Below are 19,546 nucleotides of genomic sequence, written 5' to 3'. Positions count from 1 at the left end.
CCGACATGGCCCATATTCCGGACGGCATTCTCTCCATCCCTGTCCTCGCCTCGGACGGCGTGATCACGGCCGTGGCGCTCGGCTATGCGCTGAAGCGGCTCGACGAGGACAGCCTGCCGCGCGTCGCCGTGGTGGCGGCTTTGTTCTTCGTTGCCAGCCTGATCAATGTCTCGATCGGCCCGACCAGCGTGCATTTGCTCCTGTCGGGGCTGATGGGGATTGTGCTCGGCTGGGCGGCGGTGCCGGCGGTCTTCGTCGGGCTGGTGCTGCAGGCGGTCTTCTTCGGCTTCGGCGGCGTGACCACCCTCGGCGTCAACACCGTGAACATCGCGCTGCCGGGCGTGTTCTGGGCGCTTGCGTTCGCGCCGTGGATCGCCGGCGCGACGCCAAGACGGGCGGGCCTCTTCGGCGCCGTCGTCGCGGCGCTCTCCGTCGCCTCCACGGCGGCGCTGGTGGCGCTGGTGCTGACGGCGACCGACACGGCCTATGAGCTCTCGGCGCGGATCGTGCTGCTCTCCTATGGCCCGCTCCTCGTCGGCGAGGCGATCATCACCGGCTTCGCTTGCGCCTTCCTGGCCAAGGTCAGCCCGGAGATGCTGGCGGGTTCGCGCCGGCGGGGAGGCAAGCTTGCGGTCTCCTGACGCCCTCCGCCATCTCGGCCGCGCCGCCTCGGCGCTCGTTCTGCTCGCGCTCCTCGTCGCGCCGGCCTCGGCGCACCGGCTCAAGGTGTTCGCCTCGGCGATCGGCGGGAATATCGAGGGCGAGGCCTATTTCGTCGGCAGCGGCCCTGCCGCCGACATCTCGGTCACGCTCCGCGACAACGCCGGCAAGGCGCTCCAGACCGGCATGACCGGCACCGACGGCCGCTTCGCCCTGCCGGTCTCCGCGAATGGCGACGTCCAGGTCATCGTCGACGCGCATGACGGCCACGTCGCCCGCTTCACCGTCGCCGGCGACACATCGGCCCCGCCTGCTGCGCAGCCATCGCCGGAGGGAGCCGCCGCTCCGACCGCCGCGCCGGCGCAAGCGACCGTGCCGCTCGCGGAGATCGAGCTCGCGGTGGCGCGCAAGGTGGCGCCGCTGGCGGAGCAGATCGATGCGCTCGAATCCTCGCTGCGGCTCCGCGACATCATCGGCGGCGTCGGCTACATCGTTGGTCTCTTCGGCCTGCTCGCCTTCGTGAAGAGCCGTCGCAAGGGAGGCGCGGCATGAGCGGCAAGGCGAGCGCCGCGGCGATCTTCGCCGAGGACCGGGACATCGGGCCGCTTTCGGCGATCGACCCGCGCGTCCGCCTCGCCGCCGCGCTGAGTTTTCTCGCCCTGCTCGCCGTGCTGCATTCCGCCCCGGCGCTGGCGGCCGCGCTGGCGCTGGCGCTCGCCGCCGCGATCTATGCCCGCCTGCCGCTCCGGGCGACGCTGCGCCGGATGACGGCGGTCGAGGGCTTCCTCGTCTTCCTGCTCCTGACCTTGCCGCTGACGGTGCCCGGTCCGGCGCTGTTCAGTCTGTTCGGCCTGCCGGTATCGGCGGAAGGGTTGCGCCGCGCAATCGTGATCATCATCCGGGTCAATGCCGGTGTGCTGATGGCGGCGGCGCTGCTCTCGACGATGGGGACGATGCGGCTCGCTGGCGCCATGAACGGCATCGGCATTCCGGCGCCGATCGCGCATCTGTTCCAGCTGACGGTCCGCTACATCGCCGTCTTCCACGAGGAATATGCCCGGCTGCGCCGGGCAATGCGGGCGCGCGGTTTTCGCGCCGGCAGCAACCGGCACAGCTGGCGCGGCCTCGGCCATCTCCTCGGCATGCTGGTGGTGCGCAGCGCCGAGCGGGCCGAGCGGGTCGCCTGGGCGATGCGGGCGCGCGGCTTCACCGGCAGCTTCCCCGCCTTTGTGCAGCGGCCGCTCGATCGCGCCGATCACCGCGTCATCCTTCTCTGGCCGCTGGTGCTGGTGGCTCTCGCATGGCTGGAGTTCGCATGACCGGAACGGAAAAGACGGAAGAAGCCCCCCTGATCCGGCTCTCCGGAATCGTCGCCGGCTATGCCGACGTGCCGGTGCTCGACGGTCTCGATCTCGAGCTGCGCGCCGGCCAGCGCATGGTGCTGCTCGGCGCCAACGGCGCCGGCAAGAGCACGCTGCTGCATGTCATCACCGGCTTCATTCCCGTCCGCGCCGGCACGATCGAGGCGTTCGGCGCCCCCCGGCGCAGCGAAGCCGATTTTCGCGAGGTTCGCGCCCGCGCCGGGCTCGTCTTCCAGGACGCCGACGACCAGCTGTTCTGCCCGACCGTGATAGAAGACGTCGCCTTCGGCCCGCTCAATCTCGGGGAGACGCGCGACGAGGCCTATGAGACGGCGCGCGCCACGCTCCGCTCGCTGGAGCTGCTGCATCTGGCCGATCGCGTCACCCACCGCCTGTCCGGCGGCGAGAAGCGCCTGGTCTCGATCGCCGCGGTGCTCGCGATGCGTCCCGAGGTGCTGCTGCTCGACGAGCCGACCGTCGGGCTCGACCCGGACGCCTATGCGCGGCTCGGCGACATCCTGGAGTCGCTGCCGCAGGCGATGATCATCGTAGCCCACGACGCGCATTTCATGTCGCGGCTCGCCACCACGGCGCTGCTGCTTAGGGATGGGCGCGGCCATCGCGGCACGGTGCACCAGCACGCGCATCATCACAGCCACGCGCATGTCCATTTCGAACACGAGGTTTCCGGCGAGACCTCGATCGGTTTTGGCGCACACGGCGTCTGAGGCAGGGGCCGGATGACGATCCGTCCCCGGCTTGTGCGCTGCGTCTCAGTTTGACCGTCGACGGCAGGTTTTCATTCCCGCCGCGTTTCGACCATGATATCGCCCAGCCACTTGCCGCCCTGCCACTTGCCGCCGGGCCGCCGCGGGGGAACTGTGCGACGGGGTGCCGCCATGAATGCCTTGAACGCGACCGGGGACGAAGCCAGGGCCGAGCTTTCCGACGACCAGTTGCTGCTGGTCGTCGCCGCCGTCGCCGGCGCCTTCATCCTGTTCGGGCTGGTCGTCTCGCCATGGGCCGAGATTGTCCCGGGCCTCGTCAAGATCCTGCTCGCGCGCGACACGCTGATCACCGACTATATCGGCGTCGGCGGCATGGGTGCCGCCTTCGTCAATGCCGGGCTCCTGACCTGGGTGACGGCGGCGATCTACCGGTTCTCCGGCGCCAAGATCGGCGGCGGCGCCATCGCCTGCCTGATGCTGGTGCTGGGCTTCGGCCTGTTCGGCAAGAACCTGCTCAACATCTGGCCGATCATCGGCGGCGTCTATCTCTACGCGCTCTACAAGCAGGAGCCGTTCTCGGCCCATATCAACACGGCCTTCTTCGGCTGCGCGCTGGCGCCGGTCTTCTCCGAGATCCTGTTCTCGACGGCGATCCCGGTCTCGCTCGGTCTGCCGCTCGGCCTCGCCACCGGGCTCCTGATGGGCTTCATGCTGCCGCCCGCCGCGGCGCAGCTCTTCAAGGCGCATATGGGCTTCAGCCTGTACAATATGGGCTTCACGGCCGGCATCGTCGGCACGCTCGTCGTCGCGATCTACAAGTCCTACGGCTTCGTGCCCGATCCGGTGTTCATCTGGACGACCGGCAACAATGTGCTGCTTGGCGGCTTCCTGACCTTGCTCTTCGTGGCGCTGGTCGGCGGCGGGCTCTATCTCGACCGCTCGGCGCTCGCGAAGATGAAGGACATCATGGCGCTGACAGGGCAGGCGCCATCCGACTTCGTCGAGAAGGTCGGCATCGCGCCGACGCTGGTGAACATGGGCCTCACCGGCGCCATCGGCATGATCTATGTGCTGCTCGTCGGCGGCGATTTGAACGGCCCCGTCATCGGCGCCATCTTCACGCTCGTCGGCTTCGCCGCCTATGGTAAGCATCCGAAGAACATCGTGCCGATCATGGCGGGCGTCTTCCTCGGCTCGCTGGCGAAGCCCTGGGGCGCGGCGGATCCGTCGATCGTGCTGGCGGCGCTGTTCGGCACCACGCTGGCGCCGATCGCCGGTCGCTTCGGCTGGCATTGGGGCATCGTCGCCGGCTTCGTGCACTCCTCCGCCGCGCAGGCGGTCGGCGTGCTGCATGGCGGGCTCAATCTCTACAACAACGGCTTCGCCGCCGGCATCGTCGCCTCGGTGCTGGCGCCGGTGATCACCGCGATCCAGTGGCGCAAGGCCGATCGCCCGGAAGAGAAGCTCTAGTCGTGATCGTGGCCGTGCCCATCCCCATGCCGGTGACCATGGCTGTGCCCGTGATCGTGGTCATGGTGATGATGGCGATGCGTGTGGCCTTCTTCCGGCTCGCTCGCCTCGGCGGGCATGATGTGCAGGGCGCCGTGGCGGACGCCGCGCTGGCTGATCACGCTGTCGGCGAAGGTCTGCAGCTTGCTGACAGGCCCGCGCAGGATCGAGACCTCGAGACAGTTGTCATGGTCCATATGCACATGCGTCGTCGAGATCGACATGTCGGAATGATGGTGGTGGTTGGTCGTCAACCGGCTTGCCAGCGCCCGCGTCTCATGGTTGTAGACGTAGGTCAGCGTTGCGTGGCAGATCTCGTCGCCGTCCGGCACGCTGGCCGCCTCCGCGCTGGCGCGGGAGAATTCCGAGCGGATGATGTCGCGCAGCGCTTCCGAGCGGCTCTGGTAGCCTTTGCGTTGGCAGAGCGCGTCGATCCCTTCCAGAAGATCGTCGTCGATCGTCACCGTCACGCGCTGCATGGCTCATACTCCTTCGCTGATCGTGAGGGTTACCACAGGACGGGCGCGAAATCGCCTGTTCGTCGCCGATCGATCTGGCCGTCGATTGATTTGAAGATGGCTGCAATCTAGAGTTTTGACCACTCGCCGGGGGCGGACATGGTGGATTCGAATCGTCGGAAAACCGGTGCGCCGCAGGGCTTGCTGAGCCTGTGGGTCGTGCTGTTCGTCGTCTGGATGGCGGCCAATTCGACACTCGCCATCGAGGTGGCGATCCTGGGCGCGGTGATCACCTATGCGCTCGCCTACGCCTTCACCAAATCGAGCGACGGCTGGCAGCGGATCCACTGGACGCCGTCCGGCTTCTACCATTTCCTCGCCTATACCGGCACCTTCCTGGTCGAGCTGGTGAAGGCGAACGTCGCGATGATGAAGATCGTCTATTCGCCGCGCATCGACATCAAGCCCGGCATCGTCCGGGTGCGCACGAAGCTGAAGTCGCCGATCGGCCGGCTGGCGCTCGCCAACACCATCGCGCTGACGCCGGGCTCGCTCGTCATCGATGTGAAGGACGAGATCCTCTACATCCACTGGCTCGACGTCCAGTCGACCGATGTCGAGGTGGCAAGCGCGGCGATGGCCGGCCCCTTCGAGGATCATCTGGAGAAGGTCTTTGGCTGAGCTCCTGATCCAGATCGCCGCGGTCCTGATCTTCTTCGCGATCCTCTTCGCCGTGATCCGCCTGATCCTCGGCCGGACGCTGGTCGACCGCATCGTCGCGATCGACGCGCTGACGGTCATCTCGCTGTCGCTGATCGCGCTCTACGCGCATGTCTCCGGCCGTTTCGCCTATGTCGACGTGGCGCTGGTCTACGGCCTGCTCAGTTTCCTGGCGGTGCTGGCGATCGCGCGCTTCCTGGAAAAGGGGCTCTAGCGTGCTCGAGTTCCTGCTCCTCCTGGTCTGCGCCAGCATCCTCGCCGCCGGCGTCCTCGCCGTCTGTCTGAAGAATTTGCTGGCGGCGATGGTCGCATCCGGCCTCGCCAGTCTGTTCGCGGCGGTGTCGTTCCTGCTGCTCGCCGCGCCCGACGTGGCGATGGCCGAGGCGGCGATCGGCTCGGGGCTCGCGACCTTCATCTTCCTCTACGCCATCCGCAAGACCGGCAACGGCAAGGACGAGGACGATAAGCCGGCGTCCAAGAGTGCGAGCGGCAAACCGGTCCGGGGCGCTACCGGCAAGGCGAGGGGCGGCGCATGATCGAGCTGATCGGCAGTCTCTTCATCCTCGCCGGCGCCGTGTTCCTGTTCTCGGCAGGCCTCGGCCTCCTGCGCATGCCCGACGCCTATACCCGCATCCAGGCCGGCACCAAGGCGACGACGCTCGGCAACATGCTGGTCCTGACCGGGCTCGCCTTCTACCACCCGGGCTGGACGTTCAAGCTGATCCTGGTGATCTACTTCGTGCTGATGACCAACCCGATCTCGTCGCACGCGCTGTCGCGCGCGGCCTATCGCATCCGCACGCCGATGACCTCGACCACGATGACCGACGCGCTCGCCGAGGACGAGGCGGCCGGCGAGGGCGCGCCGCCCGAGCCCCGGAAGCCGGCCGGGAGGAAGCGGTCATGATCCGCCACATCGTCGTCGCGCTCGTCGTGCTGCTGTTCGGCCTGGTCTTCGCCCGCCTCATCGGTGGCTATGTCGAGCTGTCGGCGCTCCGGCCGCTCGCCGAGCGGTATGTGACCGAGGCGCCGATCGATCTCGGCACGCCGAACATCATCACCGGCATCCTGATCACCTATCGCGGCTTCGACACGCTGGGCGAGGTGGCGGTGCTGTTCATGGTGGCGGCGAGCATCGGCCTGCTGCTCAAGAACGACGAGACGAAGACGGCGGCCGCCCCGACGGCGGCGGCCAAGGCATCTGGCACAAGGCGCGCCACCGGCCACACCCCCGCCGCCAAGGCAGCCGCCGCCCGCGCCGCCGCCGTGGCGGCCAGCAAGGCCGCCTCGGCAAATCCTTCGCCAGCAAGCGCCGAACCGCCCGCCGCCGGCGAGCCCGCCGAGGCGCAGCCCGGCGCGCCGAGCGAGATCGTGCGCACCGGCACCGAGGTGCTGCTGCCGCTGATCTTCACCTTCGGCGCCTATGTCATCGTCAACGGCCACCTCTCGGCCGGCGGCGGTTTCCAGGGCGGCGCGATCGTCGCGTCGGGCGCCATGCTGTTGCTGCTCGCGCGGCCGGGCTCGCGGCTCAACGTGGCGCTGCTCAGCGTGATCGAATCCTTCGCCGGCGTGCTCTACGTGTCGCTCGGCATTCTCGGCCTGATCTTCGCGGCCGGCTTTTTGGATCCGCGCTTCCTGCCCAAGGGCGAGTTCGGCGCCTTCATCAGCGCCGGCGCGATCCCGCTGATCTCGGCCCTCCTCGGCATCAAGGTCGGGGCCGAGCTTTCCGTCATCATCGACCGGTTCAGGAGCTGAGAGGGACAATGACGGGCCTTCCGGTTTCCACCATCCTGCTGGTGACGGGCTTCCTGCTGGCGCTGATTGGGCTCTGGGGCATGCTGACCCACCGCAACATCATGCGGATCATCATTTGCTTCACGGTATTCGATACCGGCCTCCGCCTGGTCATGGTCGCGACGGGCTACATCACCGCCGGCACCGCGCCGATCATCGACGCGGCGCTCAGCCAGGCCGAGGCCGCGCGGCGCGCCATCGATCCGATCCCGTCGGCGCTGGTGGTGACGGCGATCGTCATCGGCTTCGCGGTGACCGCCGTCATGCTCGGCTTCGCCATCCGCCTCTATGCCGCCAAGAAGACGCTCTCGATCGACGCGTTCACGGAGTCGAAATGGTAGCGTCCCTGTTCCATCCGCTGAACATCTTCCTGCTCGGGCTCGGCGGCGGCTTCGTCATCCCGCTGCTCTACCGGCTCGGCAAGGCGTGGCTGCATGCCGGCTTCTGGCTGGCGCTCGCCGGCATCGTCGCGGTCAGCGGCATCTCGCTCGTCGAGGTCTACTTGAGCGGCGCGCCGATCGAGGTTCTGACGGCGGGCTTCGCGCCGCCGCTCTCGATTAATCTGCGCTTCGGCCTGCAGGAAGGCTTCTTCGCGTTCTCGGTCGGCCTCGTCGCGCTCTTGGGCGCGCTGCATCTCTGGGACCGGCTCAGGGGTAATTACGGCGCGCTGCTGCTCTACCTCATCCTGGTGATGGGCATAGACGGCATGGTGATGACGCGGGATCTCTTCAATCTCTTCGTCTTCCTCGAGATCGTCTCGATCGCCACCTATGGCCTCTTGGCGCTGGAGCGGACGCCGGCGGCGATCGGCGCGGCGTTCAAGTTCATCATGGCGACGGTGATCGCCTCGACCTTCTTCCTGCTCGGCACGGTGCTGCTCTACTACGTCACCGGCACGCTCAACATTGACACGCTGATCGCCGAGCGCGCCGGGATCACCGGCCCGATCGGCGCCACCGCGCTCCTGATGATCCTCGCCTGCCTGATCCTCGAGCTGAAGCCGTTCCCGGCCAATGGCTGGGGGCTCGATGTCTACGAGACGGCGCCGAGCGGCGTCGCCTCGATGGTCTCGGTCGGCGTCTCGGCCGGCGTGTTCTTCGCGCTCTGGAAGCTGCTGCCGTTATTCGAGGGGCAACTCGGCATCATCGCCGTCTCCGGCGGCATCACCTTCCTGTTCTCCAACCTGGTCGGGTTGAAGCAGACCAAGGTGCAGCGCCTGCTCGGCTATTCGTCGATCAGCCAGATGGGCCTGATGGCGCTGGCGCTGGCGCTCCTGACCCAGATCGGCGCGACCGCCTCGATCCCGCTCGTCGTCGGCGGGCTGTTCATCAACCATCTCCTTGCCAAGGCGGGCCTGTTCTGGCTCGCCGGCGTGCTCCGCCAGGACGATGTCGACGCGCGCACCAGCCTGTCCGGCCGGCCGCTGCTGCTCGGCCTGCTGGCGCTGTTCATGGTGGCGATCGCCGGCCTGCCGCCTTTCCCCGGCTTCTGGGCCAAGTGGGAGCTGGTGATGCAGCTGACCAGTATCGGCCGGCTGCCCTGGGTGGCGCTGATCCTCGTGGGCTCGCTGCTCGAGGCCGCCTACATGTTCAATTGGTTCGTCCGCGCGCTGCGTCCCGCCGAGGCGCGGGCGGGCGAGGGGCCGGACACGATCGCGCTGCTGCCGGTCTATGGCGTCGCGCTGCTCCTCGTCGGCGCGGGCTATGTGGCGGCACGCGTTTCCGGTGCCGGCGCGCTCTGGCTGTTCGCGCCGCTCGCCGTCGGCGTCGGGCTCTATGCGCTCGACCGGCTGCCCGGCCGGGTCAAGGCCGTGCTGATGCTGATCGCGGTGGCGCTCGTCGGCGGCTGGCTCGCCGAAAGCGCGGAGGGAATCGCTTGGCTCTTCGCCGTGCTGCTGCTTGCCGGCAGCGTCGTCATCGCCGCCGGCGGCCTCTACCGCGACGACCTTCGCCCCGGCTACTACCCGATGCTGGCGGTGCTGTTGATCTCGATCCCGGCGCTGCTGCGTTCCTCGACCAGCCTCGAATTCTTCTACCACTGGGAAATCATCACGCTCGCCTCCTGCTTCCTGATCGCCAAGGGCCGGGGCGCCGGGCCGCATGTACTGACTTTCCTCCTGTTCTCGCTGGTCTCCGCCTTCTTCCTGCTCGCGGGCTTCGCCGGCATCGCCGCGCTCTCCGGCACCACCAGCCTGACGGCGCTGGTCACCGCCGGCCCCGACGCGACGATCGCCTTCGTGCTGCTGGCGATCGGCTTCCTGATCAAGGCCGGCGCGATCGGCGTGCATGTCTGGCTGCCCGGTGCCTATGCCGAAGCCGACGATGATTTCACCGCCATGCTCTCGGCCGTCGTCAGCAAGGTGGCGATGTTCGGCCTTTTGATCGGCACCTATCTGGCGATCCGCTCCGAGGTCTCGATCGAGCTCGCGCATGGCATGGCCTGGATCGGCATGCTGACGACGATCGCCGGCGCGCTGCTGGCGCTGCGCCAGACCGACTTCAAGCGCCTGCTCGCCTATTCGAGCATGAGCCAGCTCGGCTACATCGTCACCGCGATCGCGCTGATGAGCCATCTCGGCTGGGTGACGGCGCTCTACCTCGTCGCCAACCATCTGATGGTGAAGGGCATCCTGTTCCTCGCCGTCGCCGGCATCATCCTCAGAACCGGCACGCGCGACTTCGCCGGCACCGGCGGGCTCGCCCGCGCCATGCCCGTCACCTTCATCCTCGTCGCCTTCGCCATCCTGTCGATGTCCGGCCTGCCGCCGCTGATGGGTTTTGGCGGCAAGTGGCTGCTGCTTTCGGCGATGACCGAGAAGGGCTGGATCTGGCTGGCCGTCGCCGGCCTCGTCGCCACCTTCCTCGGTTTCCTCTACATGATCCGGCTCATCGCCGGCCTGTTCTTCGGCCAGCGCCCGGCCGGGCAGGAGACGATCCGCGAGGTGCCGCTCACCCTGATCGTGCCGCAGCTCGTGCTCGTCGCCGGCATTCTCGTGCTGTCGCTTTGGCCGAAGCTGCTGATGGATCCGGTCTCGGCGGCGATCGACCCGCAGTTCGCGGCGACGCTGGTCTGGGAGGGCATGTCGCTCTACACGATCTATGGCTATTGGAACCCGACGCCGGTGATGATCGGCGCCGTCGCCGTCGCGGCGGTTCTCGGCGTCCTCGCCTGGCTCGCTTATCGCGGCGGCGCCGGCCGCGGGGCCGGCAGCCTCTCGCGCTTCTACGGTTACTACCGCTCGGTGATCGAGCGCGCGCTGCCGCCGGTCGCGACCGAGTTCTGGAACGGCGTCACCGGCTTCACGCTGGCGACGGCGGCCACGGTTCGGCAGGTCTATACCGGCAACGGCCAGACCTACGCGCTCTATGTTCTCATCTATTTCCTCGCGCTCTACGCCGCGAGCCTGGGACCGGCCGGGTTCTGGGTCGGAGGCTGACAATGACGACGACGACAAATCAGGGCTCGATGGATCAGGACGGGGCCATTCCGCTGCATTTGCTGCGGCTGGTCAGTCCCAGCCTGCCGGTCGGCGCCTTCTCCTATTCGCGCGGGCTGGAATTCGCGGCCGAGGCCGGCTGGGTCACGGACGAGGCATCCGCGAAAGACTGGATCCTCGGGACGCTGGAGAACAGCTTCGCCCGCCTCGACGGCGCGCTGTTCTGGCGGATGATGGCGGCATTGGCCGCCGCCGATCATGGCGAATTCCTGCGCTTCGACGCCTGGCTCGCCGCCGGCCGCGAGAGCCGTGAATTGCAGCTCGAAGACCGCCGAATGGGCGAGGCGCTATTGACGCTCCTCGCCGATCTCGAGGTGCCCCGCGCGCTCCGCGTCCGGGGCGAGACGCTCACCTATCCCGCCGCCTTCGCCATCGCCGCGCATCATTGGGAAGTCTCGCCAGCCGCGGCGCTGAAGGGCCTGATGTGGACGATCGTCGAGGGCCAGGTGGCGGCGGCGATGCGCCTCGTCCGCCTCGGCCACACGGCCGGCCAGCGCATCCTGATCGCGGCGACGCCGGTGATCGAGCGCAGCGTCGCGACGGCGCGGACGCTCGACGACGATGAGATCGGCAACGTCTCGGTGGCGATGGCGATGGCCAGCGCCTGGCACGAAACGCAGTATTCGCGGCTGTTTAGATCGTAGGGGGCGGTGGCTATCCAAATCGCCGGACCTTCCGGTCCAATCGACCGGCTCCGCCATCATCCTGAGGTGCTTCGCGTCAGCGAAGCCTCGAAGGAGGCTCCAGCGAGGCGCTTCGGTTCGCAGACGAAGTCCGGCTAAGCCCTTCGCGATCCAAGCAGGGGCGCTCCCTGGACCCTCCTTCGAGGCCCGGCTTCGCCGGGCACCTCATGATGATGGTCGAGTTTTGCGACGGGCAAGGCTGAGGGCGAGATGAAAGGAAAGCCGGCCTACCATTACTCGTACGCCACCGGCCGCCAGCCACTCTCCATCGCCAGCCATTCTCCGCCGCCAGCCCCACACTCGCCGTCATCCCGGCCTCGAGCCGGGATCCATTCGGCCGGGTTGCTCGTCGTGCGAGACGCCCGATGCCTCGGCTGCATGGATCCCCGCCTTCGCGGGGATGACGGAAACCATGCGGGGAGGACGGAGACCCATCAGACTGGGCTGAAGACCGACGGGAACGCCGCCCTCACACCGTGTGCTGGTCGTTCAGGATGACGAAATCCCGGCCCGAGCGGCTGTCGGCCGAGAGCGGCAGGTCGACCGTGACCATCACGACGCCCGGCTTCATGCGGGCGCGGATGGCGTCGTTGACGGGGCGATCGGCGCGGATGCGGGTCAGTGTGTCCTGCCCGGCGCCGCGTGCCGGCTGCTGCGGGTTGGTGCTGAAGCCGATCGGCTTCCAGTGCAGTTCCTTGTCGCCGGTATCGAGATGCGAGAGCACGAAGACGTGGTTGCCGAGCGGCTCGGAGGGGGCGATCAGCGTGACCTTGCCCTCGGCGACGACATGGCCGTCGTCGAGCACCAGGATGCGCTTGTCGGCGCTCGAGACCAGGATCGAGGTCGCCGGCGGCTGGTAGGGATGCTCGGCCGAGGTCGGGATGTTCTTGTCCTTCAGGTTTGCGACCGCGTGGTCGAAATCCTGCTCGGCCGTGTCGGAGAGCACCATGCCCGGATGGATGACGCTCGACGGGAAGGCGGTGGTGTCGGCGATGATGACCGGCGTGCCGACATGGGTGACGCCGAAGAGCTTGTCCGAGAACGCCATCGGCAGGCGGACGCAGCCATGCGAGGCGGGATAGCCCGGCAGCTTGCCGGCATGCAGCGCGATGCCCGACCAGGTCAGCCGGTTCATGTTCGGCATCGGCGCGTCGTCATAGGTGGTCGAGTGGTGATCTCTGTCCTTCTGCAGGATCGTGAACACGCCGGTCGGCGTCTCGTGGCCGGGCTTGCCGGTCGAGCAGGTCGAGACGCCGATGCGCACGCCGTTGCGATAGACATAGACGCGCTGATCCGGCAGCGAGACGACGACGGCGACGGGACCGACCGGCGAGCGCTCGGGGTGCCAGGTGAATTCGCCGGGCTTCAGCTGCTCCACCGTCTCGACGATCTCGGCGACGGCGCCTTCCAGCGCCGCCGTGGCGACCAGCGCGCCGGAACCGAGAAGCAGGGAACGGCGGGAAGGGTGCAGCCAGGACGCCATGGGATATCGAGCTCCGAATCGAGGCGGCGAGCCCGGTCCGGACCCGCCGCAAATCAGTTTCGGCAACTCTACCGGCTGAAGACGGCCGGATACAATCGCAATGCGTGGTCGCCCGGTGGCTCCGTGACTGGCTGGCCGTCCCCAGTCGGTGCTAGGACGCGCCGCCGGCCAGGTAGCGGGCGCGGTTGTCCTCCGCTGTCGTCGCCTCGGCCGGCGGCACCGGCACCAGCGCCTTGAAGCCGTACTGGCCGAGCAGCATCAGCCAGGTGACGAGCACGAAGGTCGAGGTCAGGACCGGCATGCCGATCGGGCCGAGGAAGATGGCGATCGAGGCCCAGAGCCAGGTCGTCACGACGATGCCGAACAGCGTGTAGACGAAGCTGCGCCAGGTCAGCACCAGGAAGAAGCCGCCGAGCGCGATCGCCGTCAGCGCCGCGTTGTAACCGAACAGGCCGTCGCGGATCGCGCCTTCCGGGCCGCCGAAGATCACCGCGACCAGCGCAGCACCTGCCGCGCCGATCAGCGCCATGCCGGCCGAGATGCGCGAATTGACGGCAATCCCGATGACGATCAGGTAGCCGGAGATCCAGTTGTCCTGGAAGAAGATCTGGCCGATGGCGTTGCCGATGCCCTGGTACCAGGTCGGCAGCGCATAGGCGACGTCGAGGGCGTACTGGTCGGGCGATACCGGCTTCGCCAGCGGCCCGGCCTCGATATTGGCGAATTTCAGCACGGCGAATAGGAACAGCCAGCCGATCAGCACGAAGGGTGAGGTCAGCGCCGCGACCTTGTGGGCCCCAAGCAGCGTCGCGATCGTCGAAAAGGCGATGGTGGTCATCGCCGCCGCGAAGATGATGTAGACCGTCATGGCGGCTGAGGGCACGGCGCCGGTGCGGAAATCGGCGCTGGTGAAGGCGACCAGCGCCAGCCCGACCAGCGCGCCGTTGAAGCCGAACAGCCCGTCGCGGATCAGGCCCTTGTCCGCCTTCAAGAGGATCGCCGTCGCCGTCGCCACGACGACGCCGAGAATGCAGATCGTGCCGTAGACGGCGGAGTTGAAATAGAGCGCCAGCAGGATGATCAGGCCGGAAAGCGGATTGTTCTGGAACACGACCTGGCCGATGCCGCGCAAGCTCCAGTCGACGAAACCGAGCGTCGGGTGGTCGCGAAAACGGTCCTGAAACGGAAATTCTGTCTGGGTCATCTCTCCCCCCCCCTGGAGCAGGTCAAATTGGTCTTGGAACACCGAAGCTATTCTTCACCTCTCCCTGAGGGAGGCCTTTGCAAAACACGAACGCTCGCCATGCAGCCCATGGCCTCTGGGCAGGGCACCGTCGCCCCGGCGGAGGCCGGGGCCCATGAACACCGGCCCAGAAAGCTTGGCCCAGCCTATCGGCCACAGGCCGGTGTGTCTGGATCCCGGCCTTCGCCGGGATGGCGGCGGAGGGTGGGACGGTCTGACTAGCGCGACGAAGGCAGTGTTGTGCAAAGGTCTCCTAGAGGTGAGAGGCCAGCCAAGCTGGCCCCCAAAGAAAAACCCCACCGGACGTTTCCGGTCCGATGGGGTCTGTGTCTGTCGCCGCCGGCTTCCCGTCAGAACAGGAAGTAGCGCTGCGCCATCGGCAGGGTTTCCGCCGGTTCGCAGGTGATCAGCTCGCCGTCGATGCGCACCTGGTAGTTCTGCGGATCGACTTCGATCTTCGGCGTCAGCGAATTGTGGATCATGTCCTTCTTGCGCACGCCGCGGGTGCCCTTGACCGCGACCAGCTGCTTCTGCAGCTGCAGCTTCTCGCCGATATTGTCGTCGAGCGCCGCCTGCGACACGAAGGTGACGCCGGTCTTGCCGCGCGCCCGGCCGAGCACGCCGTACATCGGGCGGTAATGCACCGGCTGCGGCGTCGAGATCGAGGCGTTTGGGTCGCCCATCGGCGCGGTGGCGATCATGCCGCCGAGCAGCACCAGCGACGGCTTGACGCCGAAGAAGGCCGTCTTCCAGAGCACGAGGTCGGCGCGCTTGCCGACTTCGATCGAGCCGATCTCATGCGCGAAGCCATGCGTGATCGCCGGGTTGATCGTGTACTTCGCGACATAGCGCTTGCAGCGGAAATTGTCGTTGCGGTCGCTATCTTCCGGCAGCGGCCCGCGCTGCACCTTCATCTTGTGTGCGGTCTGCCAGCAGCGCAGCGTCGTCTCGCCGATGCGGCCCATGGCCTGCGAATCCGACGACATCATCGAGAAGGCGCCGAGATCGTGCAGGATGTCCTCGGCCGCGATCGTCTCCTTGCGGATGCGCGATTCGGCGAAGGCGACGTCTTCCGGGATCTGCGGGCTCAGGTGGTGGCACACCATCAGCATGTCGAGATGCTCGTCGATGGTGTTGATCGTGTAGGGCCGGGTCGGATTGGTGGACGAGGGCAGGATGTTCTCCTGGCCCGCCGCCGTGATGATGTCGGGTGCATGGCCGCCACCGGCGCCTTCCGTGTGGAAGGAGTGGATGGCGCGACCCTTCATCGCCGCGAAGGTGTCGGCGACGAAGCCGCTCTCGTTCAGCGTGTCGGAGTGGAGGGCGACCTGCACGTCCATCTCGTCGGCGACCGAAAGGCAGTTGTCGATCGCCGCCGGCGTCGTGCCCCAGTCCTCGTGCAGCTTCAGCCCGATGACGCCGGCGCGGATCTGTTCGCGCAACGGCTCCGGCAGGGAAGCGTTGCCCTTGCCGAGCAGGCCGACATTGATCGGCAGCGCCTCGATCGCCTCCAGCATGCGGTGGATGTACCAGGGGCCGGGCGTCACGGTCGTGGCGAGCGTGCCGACCGAGGGGCCGGTGCCGCCGCCGACCAGCGTCGTCGTGCCGCTGGTGAGCGCTTCCTCGGCCTGCTGCGGTGCGATGAAGTGGATGTGGGTGTCGATGCCGCCGGCGGTCAGAATCTTGCCTTCGCCGGCGATGACGTCGGTGCCCGGGCCGATGATGATGTCGACGCCCGGCTGGATGTCGGGATTGCCCGACTTGCCGATGCCGGAGATCCGGCCGTCCTTGACGCCGACATCGGCTTTGATGATGCCCCAGTGATCGAGCAGGATCACGTTGGTGATCACGAGGTCGGCGACCTCGGCGGCATTCTTCTGGCTCTGGCCCATGCCGTCGCGGATGACCTTGCCGCCGCCGAAGGTGACTTCGTCGCCATAGACGGTGCGGTCTTCCTCGATCTCGATGATCAGGTCGGTATCAGCCAGCCGGACCCTGTCGCCCTTGGTGGGGCCATAGAGCGAGGCGTAGTTTTCGCGGGTGATGCGCGCCATCTCAGACCTCCAGCTTTCCCATGACCTTGGCGTTGAAGCCGTAGACGACGCGGTCGCCGGCGAGCGCAACCAGCTCGACCGTGCGCGCCTGTCCCGGCTCGAAGCGGACGGCGGTGCCGGCCGGAATGTTCAGCCGGTAGCCCTTGGCCTTGTCACGGTCGAAATGCAGCGCCGTGTTGGTCTCGTAGAAATGATAGTGCGAGCCGACCTGGATCGGCCGGTCGCCGGAATTGGCGACGTCGATCGAGATGGTGGCGCGGCCGACATTGTATTCGATGTCGCCGTCCTCGAGGATGTATTCGCCTGGGATCATGACACGCCCCTACGGTATGGGATTGTGGACGGTGACCAGCTTGGTCCCATCGGGGAAGGTCGCTTCGACCTGGATGTCGTGGATCATCTCCGGCACGCCGTCCATGACCTGGTCGCGGGTCAGGAGCGTCGCCCCGTAGGACATCAGCTCAGCGACCGTGCGCCCGTCGCGGGCGCCTTCCAGGATCGCCGCCGAGATGTAGGCGATCACTTCGGGATAGTTCAGCTTGACGCCCCGGGCGAGGCGCCGCTCGGCGAGCAGAGCCGCCGTGAACAGCAGGAGCTTATCTTTCTCGCGTGGCAGAAGTTCCATCGGCGGTCCCCAATCGTAACGTGTCTAGGTTGCCCAGATGCGCGGCGCGTTCGCCGCCTTTCCCTGGCATGACGTCCGCAGCGCATCCCACGCCTGAACGAAGAGCGACTTTCCCTCGGAAACGCGGGGGCCGAGATAGCGGCACACCACGCCCTGCTCGAGCTGGCTGACGGAGAACACGCCGTCCCCCCGGCTCCCGATCGCATTGCGGACGCGCTCGGCAGCGTCCTCGGCGAGCGGCCCAGCATAGATCATCGTACCCCATGTCGGCTGAGCGGCAAGCGCATAAGCTGCATGGGTCAGTTCCGAGCCGCCTGGAAGTTGCATCCGCTCGAACCAGATCGGCTTGCCGTCGCGCAGGATTTCGATCCGCTGGCTCAGGCTGCCGCTCTCGAAGCGCTCGCCGGCGGCCGGCCTGCCGAGGCAGATGAAATCCCAGCCGACATAGGTGGCGCCCTCGGCCAGCGTGACGCGGGTGTCGATCACCGCATTGGCGCCGTCGAACAGGATCGTCTCCTGCGGCAGGTATTCGCAGACCGCCTTGGCGCCGACATCGATCACTGTCCGCTGCGTGCTGCGGCCGTGCTCGCTGCGATAGAATTTCGTCGCGCCCGGCGTCGTCAGCAGCGCGCGCGCCTCGTCCGCGACGTGGAAGCGGAGGTCGAGCTGATCACCGCCGGCAACGCCGCCCGGCGGATGCAGCAGATAGACGTGGCAGGTGCCGTCCTTCTCCGGATGAAACGGCTTCTGCACGACAAGGGGGCCGAGATGGCGGCGGCGCATCAGCCGCGTCTTGCCGGCGTTCGGCGCGAACCAGAGCTCCAGCTCGGCGTTCCAGTGGCTCGGCGCCGCGTCATAGTGCGCGCGCGCCGTGACGACGGCGTCGGGCATGGCACCTTCAGCGAGCAGCAGCGGCTTCACTTGGTCGGCTCCGGAACGGAAGTCGGGCGGGCATCCAGCGGGGTTGTGCCGTCAGGCTATCACACGGCCGAATGCCCGGGACAATCACAAATTCCAGTCGCCGCTGCCCAAAACGACGGCAGCTAGGCGCTGGGTCCCGCCACATGACCTGCCGTCCCGCAATCCGCGCCGCCGCTTTCCTTCCGCGTCGAAAATGGCGCAGATTGCAGCTGGCGATCAGCACGCGCGGCGCTGATATAGTGCAGCGGACTGTGCCGTCCGCAAGGCGGGATTCGGCAGCCGGGATCAGGAAGCGGGGAATTTCGATGTTGAGGGCAATCGCCATCCGGCGGGCAGGGGAAGTCGCGGGCGAGGGTGAGGCGACGCCGCTCGGCCGGGCCGTGCTGCCGCATGACGAGCGGCACCTGCGCCGCCGCGCCATCGAGCTGGTCGACGGCCGCAAGGTGCTGGTCGATCTGGCGGAGCCGGTCGTTCTCGAGGCGGATGACCGCCTGGTGATCGAGGATGGCGGCGAGATCGTCGTCGCGGCCGCCTATGAGCCGCTCTACGAGATCTACGGCAAGGATCCCGTGCACCTGATGGAACTCGCCTGGCACATCGGCAACCGCCATCTCGCGGCGGCGATCGAGCCGACGCGCATCCTCATCCTGCGCGACCACGTCATCAAGGCGATGCTCGAAGGGCTCGGCGCGCGGGTCAAGGACATCGTCGCCCAGTTCAATCCGGTGCGCGGCGCCTATTCCGGCCATGGCGAGCACGCGCAGGGTCACTCTCATGATCATGCGCATGGCGGCGGTCATCATGGGCAAGATCACGACCATGGGCACGACCACCATCACGGCCATGACCATGCGCATGACCATAGCCATGGTCACCGTCACGACTGAGCGAGGACCGGCGGCGCGGGGCGTCGTCCGGTCAGGACCCGATGCCCTCGGAGGCTTGAGACCATGACATCGAAGAACGGACCCCTGCGCGTCGGTATCGGTGGACCCGTCGGTTCCGGCAAGACCATGCTGACCGAGAAGCTCTGCAAGGCGATGCGCGACGAATTCTCGATCGCCGTCGTCACCAACGACATCTACACCCAGGAGGACGCGCTGATCCTGGCGCGCCGTCAGGCGCTGCCGGAAGAGCGCATCATGGGCGTCGAGACGGGCGGCTGCCCGCACACGGCGATCCGCGAGGACGCCTCGATCAACCTGCAGGCGATCGCCGAGATGAACCGCCGCATCCCCGGCCTCGACATCGTCTTCATCGAATCCGGCGGCGACAATCTGGCGGCCACCTTCTCGCCCGATCTCGCAGACCTGACGCTCTATGTGATCTCCGTCTGCCAGGGCGAGGAAATCCCCCGCAAGGGCGGGCCGGGCATCACGCGTTCGGATTTCCTCGTCATCAACAAGAGCGACCTCGCGCCCTATGTGAACGTCGATCTCGACGTCATGCAGAAGGACGCGGCGCGGATGCGCGGGACCCGGCCCTTCGGCTTCACCGACCTGTCGCGCGGCAAGGGCCTCGACGCCGTCGTCGACTTCATCGTCGAAAACGGCGGCCTGCGGATGGAGGCGCGCAAGAGCGCGTAAGCGGCGTCGGAGCGCCTTCACTCACTCCAGCCATCATCCTGAGGTGCTTCGCGAAGCGAAGCCTCGAAGGACGCACGGTCTCGGCGGGGCTTCGATGGCACGGCCTGCCTGCGTGCTTCGAGACGGCCCTGCGGGCCTCCTCAGCATGATGGGGGTGGTGTTCTGCAAAAGCCTCCTGAGGGGCCGGTCTGCAATATCCGGATGGAGCCGTCCTCCTTGCTTGAA

The 19,546-nt window shown here is 67.3% G+C and carries 22 protein-coding genes; 15 read left to right on the top strand and 7 right to left on the bottom strand.

Annotated elements, in window-relative coordinates:
- Nucleotides 1-5 precede the first annotated feature (5 nt).
- The 5 genes from cbiM (at nucleotide 6) to AC6HZP_RS19575 (ending at nucleotide 4,219) form a co-directional block, all read left to right on the top strand.
- Nucleotides 6-641 carry a cobalt transporter CbiM gene (gene cbiM, locus AC6HZP_RS19595; RefSeq protein ID WP_497524201.1) on the top strand — a complete coding sequence of 212 codons (636 nt, stop codon included), beginning with the start codon at nucleotides 6-8 and terminating at the stop codon, nucleotides 639-641.
- The gene (locus AC6HZP_RS19590) at nucleotides 628-1,212 is read left to right on the top strand and encodes a NikL family nickel/cobalt ECF transporter subunit (protein WP_497524200.1); all 585 of its coding nucleotides are present in this window, start codon (nucleotides 628-630) and stop codon (nucleotides 1,210-1,212) included. The genes cbiM and AC6HZP_RS19590 overlap by 14 nt, the downstream gene beginning before the upstream one ends.
- Nucleotides 1,209-1,979 carry a cobalt ECF transporter T component CbiQ gene (cbiQ, locus tag AC6HZP_RS19585; RefSeq protein ID WP_497524199.1) on the top strand — a complete coding sequence of 257 codons (771 nt, stop codon included), beginning with the start codon at nucleotides 1,209-1,211 and terminating at the stop codon, nucleotides 1,977-1,979. Before AC6HZP_RS19590 ends, cbiQ begins: the two co-directional genes overlap by 4 nt.
- Nucleotides 1,976-2,749: an energy-coupling factor ABC transporter ATP-binding protein gene (locus AC6HZP_RS19580; RefSeq protein WP_497524198.1), complete on the top strand. Its 774-nt coding sequence runs from the start codon at nucleotides 1,976-1,978 to the stop codon at nucleotides 2,747-2,749. Before cbiQ ends, AC6HZP_RS19580 begins: the two co-directional genes overlap by 4 nt.
- A gap of 171 nt (nucleotides 2,750-2,920) precedes the next feature.
- On the top strand, nucleotides 2,921-4,219 hold the full coding sequence (locus AC6HZP_RS19575) for a DUF1576 domain-containing protein (RefSeq protein WP_497524197.1): 1,299 nt from the start codon (nucleotides 2,921-2,923) through the stop codon (nucleotides 4,217-4,219).
- Here AC6HZP_RS19575 and nikR read toward each other — a convergent pair.
- Entirely contained in the window at nucleotides 4,216-4,737 is a 522-nt protein-coding gene (nikR, locus tag AC6HZP_RS19570; protein ID WP_497524196.1) for a nickel-responsive transcriptional regulator NikR, read from the bottom strand. The genes AC6HZP_RS19575 and nikR overlap by 4 nt on opposite strands.
- Nucleotides 4,738-4,875: 138 nt before the next feature.
- Between nikR and AC6HZP_RS19565 the strand changes: the two genes are divergently transcribed.
- The 8 genes from AC6HZP_RS19565 to AC6HZP_RS19530 are packed head-to-tail and all read left to right on the top strand — an operon-like array spanning nucleotide 4,876 to nucleotide 11,370.
- Nucleotides 4,876-5,397, top strand: coding sequence for a Na+/H+ antiporter subunit E (locus tag AC6HZP_RS19565; protein ID WP_201400673.1), 522 nt, complete (start codon nucleotides 4,876-4,878; stop codon nucleotides 5,395-5,397).
- Nucleotides 5,390-5,650: an MrpF/PhaF family protein gene (locus AC6HZP_RS19560; protein WP_497524195.1), complete on the top strand. Its 261-nt coding sequence runs from the start codon at nucleotides 5,390-5,392 to the stop codon at nucleotides 5,648-5,650. The genes AC6HZP_RS19565 and AC6HZP_RS19560 overlap by 8 nt, the downstream gene beginning before the upstream one ends.
- Nucleotide 5,651: 1 nt before the next feature.
- Nucleotides 5,652-5,972, top strand: a complete 321-nt coding sequence (locus AC6HZP_RS19555; RefSeq protein WP_497524194.1) for a Na(+)/H(+) antiporter subunit B — start codon at nucleotides 5,652-5,654, stop codon at nucleotides 5,970-5,972.
- Nucleotides 5,969-6,343, top strand: a complete 375-nt coding sequence (gene mnhG, locus AC6HZP_RS19550) for a monovalent cation/H(+) antiporter subunit G (RefSeq protein ID WP_497524193.1) — start codon at nucleotides 5,969-5,971, stop codon at nucleotides 6,341-6,343. Before AC6HZP_RS19555 ends, mnhG begins: the two co-directional genes overlap by 4 nt.
- On the top strand, nucleotides 6,340-7,191 hold the full coding sequence (mbhE, locus tag AC6HZP_RS19545; RefSeq protein WP_497524192.1) for a hydrogen gas-evolving membrane-bound hydrogenase subunit E: 852 nt from the start codon (nucleotides 6,340-6,342) through the stop codon (nucleotides 7,189-7,191). The genes mnhG and mbhE overlap by 4 nt, the downstream gene beginning before the upstream one ends.
- An 8-nt stretch (nucleotides 7,192-7,199) precedes the next feature.
- Nucleotides 7,200-7,571, top strand: coding sequence for a sodium:proton antiporter (locus tag AC6HZP_RS19540; RefSeq protein WP_497524191.1), 372 nt, complete (start codon nucleotides 7,200-7,202; stop codon nucleotides 7,569-7,571).
- Nucleotides 7,565-10,666 carry a proton-conducting transporter transmembrane domain-containing protein gene (locus AC6HZP_RS19535; protein ID WP_497524190.1) on the top strand — a complete coding sequence of 1,034 codons (3,102 nt, stop codon included), beginning with the start codon at nucleotides 7,565-7,567 and terminating at the stop codon, nucleotides 10,664-10,666. The genes AC6HZP_RS19540 and AC6HZP_RS19535 overlap by 7 nt, the downstream gene beginning before the upstream one ends.
- A 2-nt stretch (nucleotides 10,667-10,668) precedes the next feature.
- A complete protein-coding gene (locus AC6HZP_RS19530; RefSeq protein WP_497524189.1) occupies nucleotides 10,669-11,370 on the top strand; it encodes an urease accessory protein UreF in 702 nt (233 codons plus the stop codon).
- 508 nt (nucleotides 11,371-11,878) lie between these two features.
- On the opposite strand, the gene AC6HZP_RS19525 is transcribed toward AC6HZP_RS19530, so the two are convergent.
- The 6 genes from AC6HZP_RS19525 to AC6HZP_RS19500 all read right to left on the bottom strand — a co-directional run bounded on the left by AC6HZP_RS19525 (nucleotide 11,879) and on the right by AC6HZP_RS19500 (nucleotide 17,705).
- On the bottom strand, nucleotides 11,879-12,892 hold the full coding sequence (locus AC6HZP_RS19525; protein WP_497524188.1) for a L,D-transpeptidase: 1,014 nt from the start codon (nucleotides 12,890-12,892) through the stop codon (nucleotides 11,879-11,881).
- Between the two features lie 151 nt (nucleotides 12,893-13,043).
- On the bottom strand, nucleotides 13,044-14,096 hold the full coding sequence (locus AC6HZP_RS19520) for an urea transporter (RefSeq protein WP_497524187.1): 1,053 nt from the start codon (nucleotides 14,094-14,096) through the stop codon (nucleotides 13,044-13,046).
- A gap of 389 nt (nucleotides 14,097-14,485) precedes the next feature.
- Entirely contained in the window at nucleotides 14,486-16,189 is a 1,704-nt protein-coding gene (gene ureC, locus AC6HZP_RS19515; RefSeq protein WP_497524186.1) for an urease subunit alpha, read from the bottom strand.
- Between the two features lies 1 nt (nucleotide 16,190).
- A complete protein-coding gene (locus AC6HZP_RS19510) occupies nucleotides 16,191-16,502 on the bottom strand; it encodes an urease subunit beta (RefSeq protein ID WP_201400665.1) in 312 nt (103 codons plus the stop codon).
- A 9-nt stretch (nucleotides 16,503-16,511) separates the two neighbouring features.
- On the bottom strand, nucleotides 16,512-16,814 hold the full coding sequence (gene ureA, locus AC6HZP_RS19505) for an urease subunit gamma (RefSeq protein ID WP_201400664.1): 303 nt from the start codon (nucleotides 16,812-16,814) through the stop codon (nucleotides 16,512-16,514).
- Between the two features lie 24 nt (nucleotides 16,815-16,838).
- Nucleotides 16,839-17,705 (bottom strand): urease accessory protein UreD, encoded by an 867-nt coding sequence (locus AC6HZP_RS19500; RefSeq protein ID WP_497526829.1) that lies wholly within the window; start codon nucleotides 17,703-17,705, stop codon nucleotides 16,839-16,841.
- Between the two features lie 335 nt (nucleotides 17,706-18,040).
- On the opposite strand from AC6HZP_RS19500, the gene AC6HZP_RS19495 reads away from it, so the two are divergent.
- Nucleotides 18,041-18,622, top strand: coding sequence for an urease accessory protein UreE (locus tag AC6HZP_RS19495; protein ID WP_497524185.1), 582 nt, complete (start codon nucleotides 18,041-18,043; stop codon nucleotides 18,620-18,622).
- A gap of 63 nt (nucleotides 18,623-18,685) precedes the next feature.
- On the top strand, nucleotides 18,686-19,321 hold the full coding sequence (ureG, locus tag AC6HZP_RS19490; protein WP_201400662.1) for an urease accessory protein UreG: 636 nt from the start codon (nucleotides 18,686-18,688) through the stop codon (nucleotides 19,319-19,321).
- The last annotated feature ends 225 nt before the right edge of the window (nucleotides 19,322-19,546 follow it).

It is taken from the genome of Kaistia sp. SLG-1, assembly GCF_059699055.1.
The sequence above is the reverse complement of the archived record's forward strand: the minus strand, read 5'-3'. Positions and strand labels throughout refer to the sequence as shown.

What these genes read in the sequence shown, in the direction of transcription:
- cbiM (WP_497524201.1), top strand. Translation starts at nt 6, where the DNA reads ATGGCCCATATTCCGGACGGCATTCTCTCCATCCCTGTCCTCGCCTCG.
- cbiQ (WP_497524199.1), top strand. Translation starts at nt 1,209, where the DNA reads ATGAGCGGCAAGGCGAGCGCCGCGGCGATCTTCGCCGAGGACCGGGAC.
- AC6HZP_RS19580 (WP_497524198.1), top strand. Translation starts at nt 1,976, where the DNA reads ATGACCGGAACGGAAAAGACGGAAGAAGCCCCCCTGATCCGGCTCTCC.
- AC6HZP_RS19575 (WP_497524197.1), top strand. Translation starts at nt 2,921, where the DNA reads ATGAATGCCTTGAACGCGACCGGGGACGAAGCCAGGGCCGAGCTTTCC.
- nikR (WP_497524196.1), bottom strand. Translation starts at nt 4,737, where the DNA reads ATGCAGCGCGTGACGGTGACGATCGACGACGATCTTCTGGAAGGGATC.
- AC6HZP_RS19565 (WP_201400673.1), top strand. Translation starts at nt 4,876, where the DNA reads ATGGTGGATTCGAATCGTCGGAAAACCGGTGCGCCGCAGGGCTTGCTG.
- mnhG (WP_497524193.1), top strand. Translation starts at nt 5,969, where the DNA reads ATGATCGAGCTGATCGGCAGTCTCTTCATCCTCGCCGGCGCCGTGTTC.
- mbhE (WP_497524192.1), top strand. Translation starts at nt 6,340, where the DNA reads ATGATCCGCCACATCGTCGTCGCGCTCGTCGTGCTGCTGTTCGGCCTG.
- AC6HZP_RS19540 (WP_497524191.1), top strand. Translation starts at nt 7,200, where the DNA reads ATGACGGGCCTTCCGGTTTCCACCATCCTGCTGGTGACGGGCTTCCTG.
- AC6HZP_RS19535 (WP_497524190.1), top strand. Translation starts at nt 7,565, where the DNA reads ATGGTAGCGTCCCTGTTCCATCCGCTGAACATCTTCCTGCTCGGGCTC.
- AC6HZP_RS19530 (WP_497524189.1), top strand. Translation starts at nt 10,669, where the DNA reads ATGACGACGACGACAAATCAGGGCTCGATGGATCAGGACGGGGCCATT.
- AC6HZP_RS19525 (WP_497524188.1), bottom strand. Translation starts at nt 12,892, where the DNA reads ATGGCGTCCTGGCTGCACCCTTCCCGCCGTTCCCTGCTTCTCGGTTCC.
- AC6HZP_RS19520 (WP_497524187.1), bottom strand. Translation starts at nt 14,096, where the DNA reads ATGACCCAGACAGAATTTCCGTTTCAGGACCGTTTTCGCGACCACCCG.
- ureC (WP_497524186.1), bottom strand. Translation starts at nt 16,189, where the DNA reads ATGGCGCGCATCACCCGCGAAAACTACGCCTCGCTCTATGGCCCCACC.
- AC6HZP_RS19510 (WP_201400665.1), bottom strand. Translation starts at nt 16,502, where the DNA reads ATGATCCCAGGCGAATACATCCTCGAGGACGGCGACATCGAATACAAT.
- ureA (WP_201400664.1), bottom strand. Translation starts at nt 16,814, where the DNA reads ATGGAACTTCTGCCACGCGAGAAAGATAAGCTCCTGCTGTTCACGGCG.
- AC6HZP_RS19500 (WP_497526829.1), bottom strand. Translation starts at nt 17,705, where the DNA reads ATGCCCGACGCCGTCGTCACGGCGCGCGCGCACTATGACGCGGCGCCG.
- AC6HZP_RS19495 (WP_497524185.1), top strand. Translation starts at nt 18,041, where the DNA reads ATGTTGAGGGCAATCGCCATCCGGCGGGCAGGGGAAGTCGCGGGCGAG.
- ureG (WP_201400662.1), top strand. Translation starts at nt 18,686, where the DNA reads ATGACATCGAAGAACGGACCCCTGCGCGTCGGTATCGGTGGACCCGTC.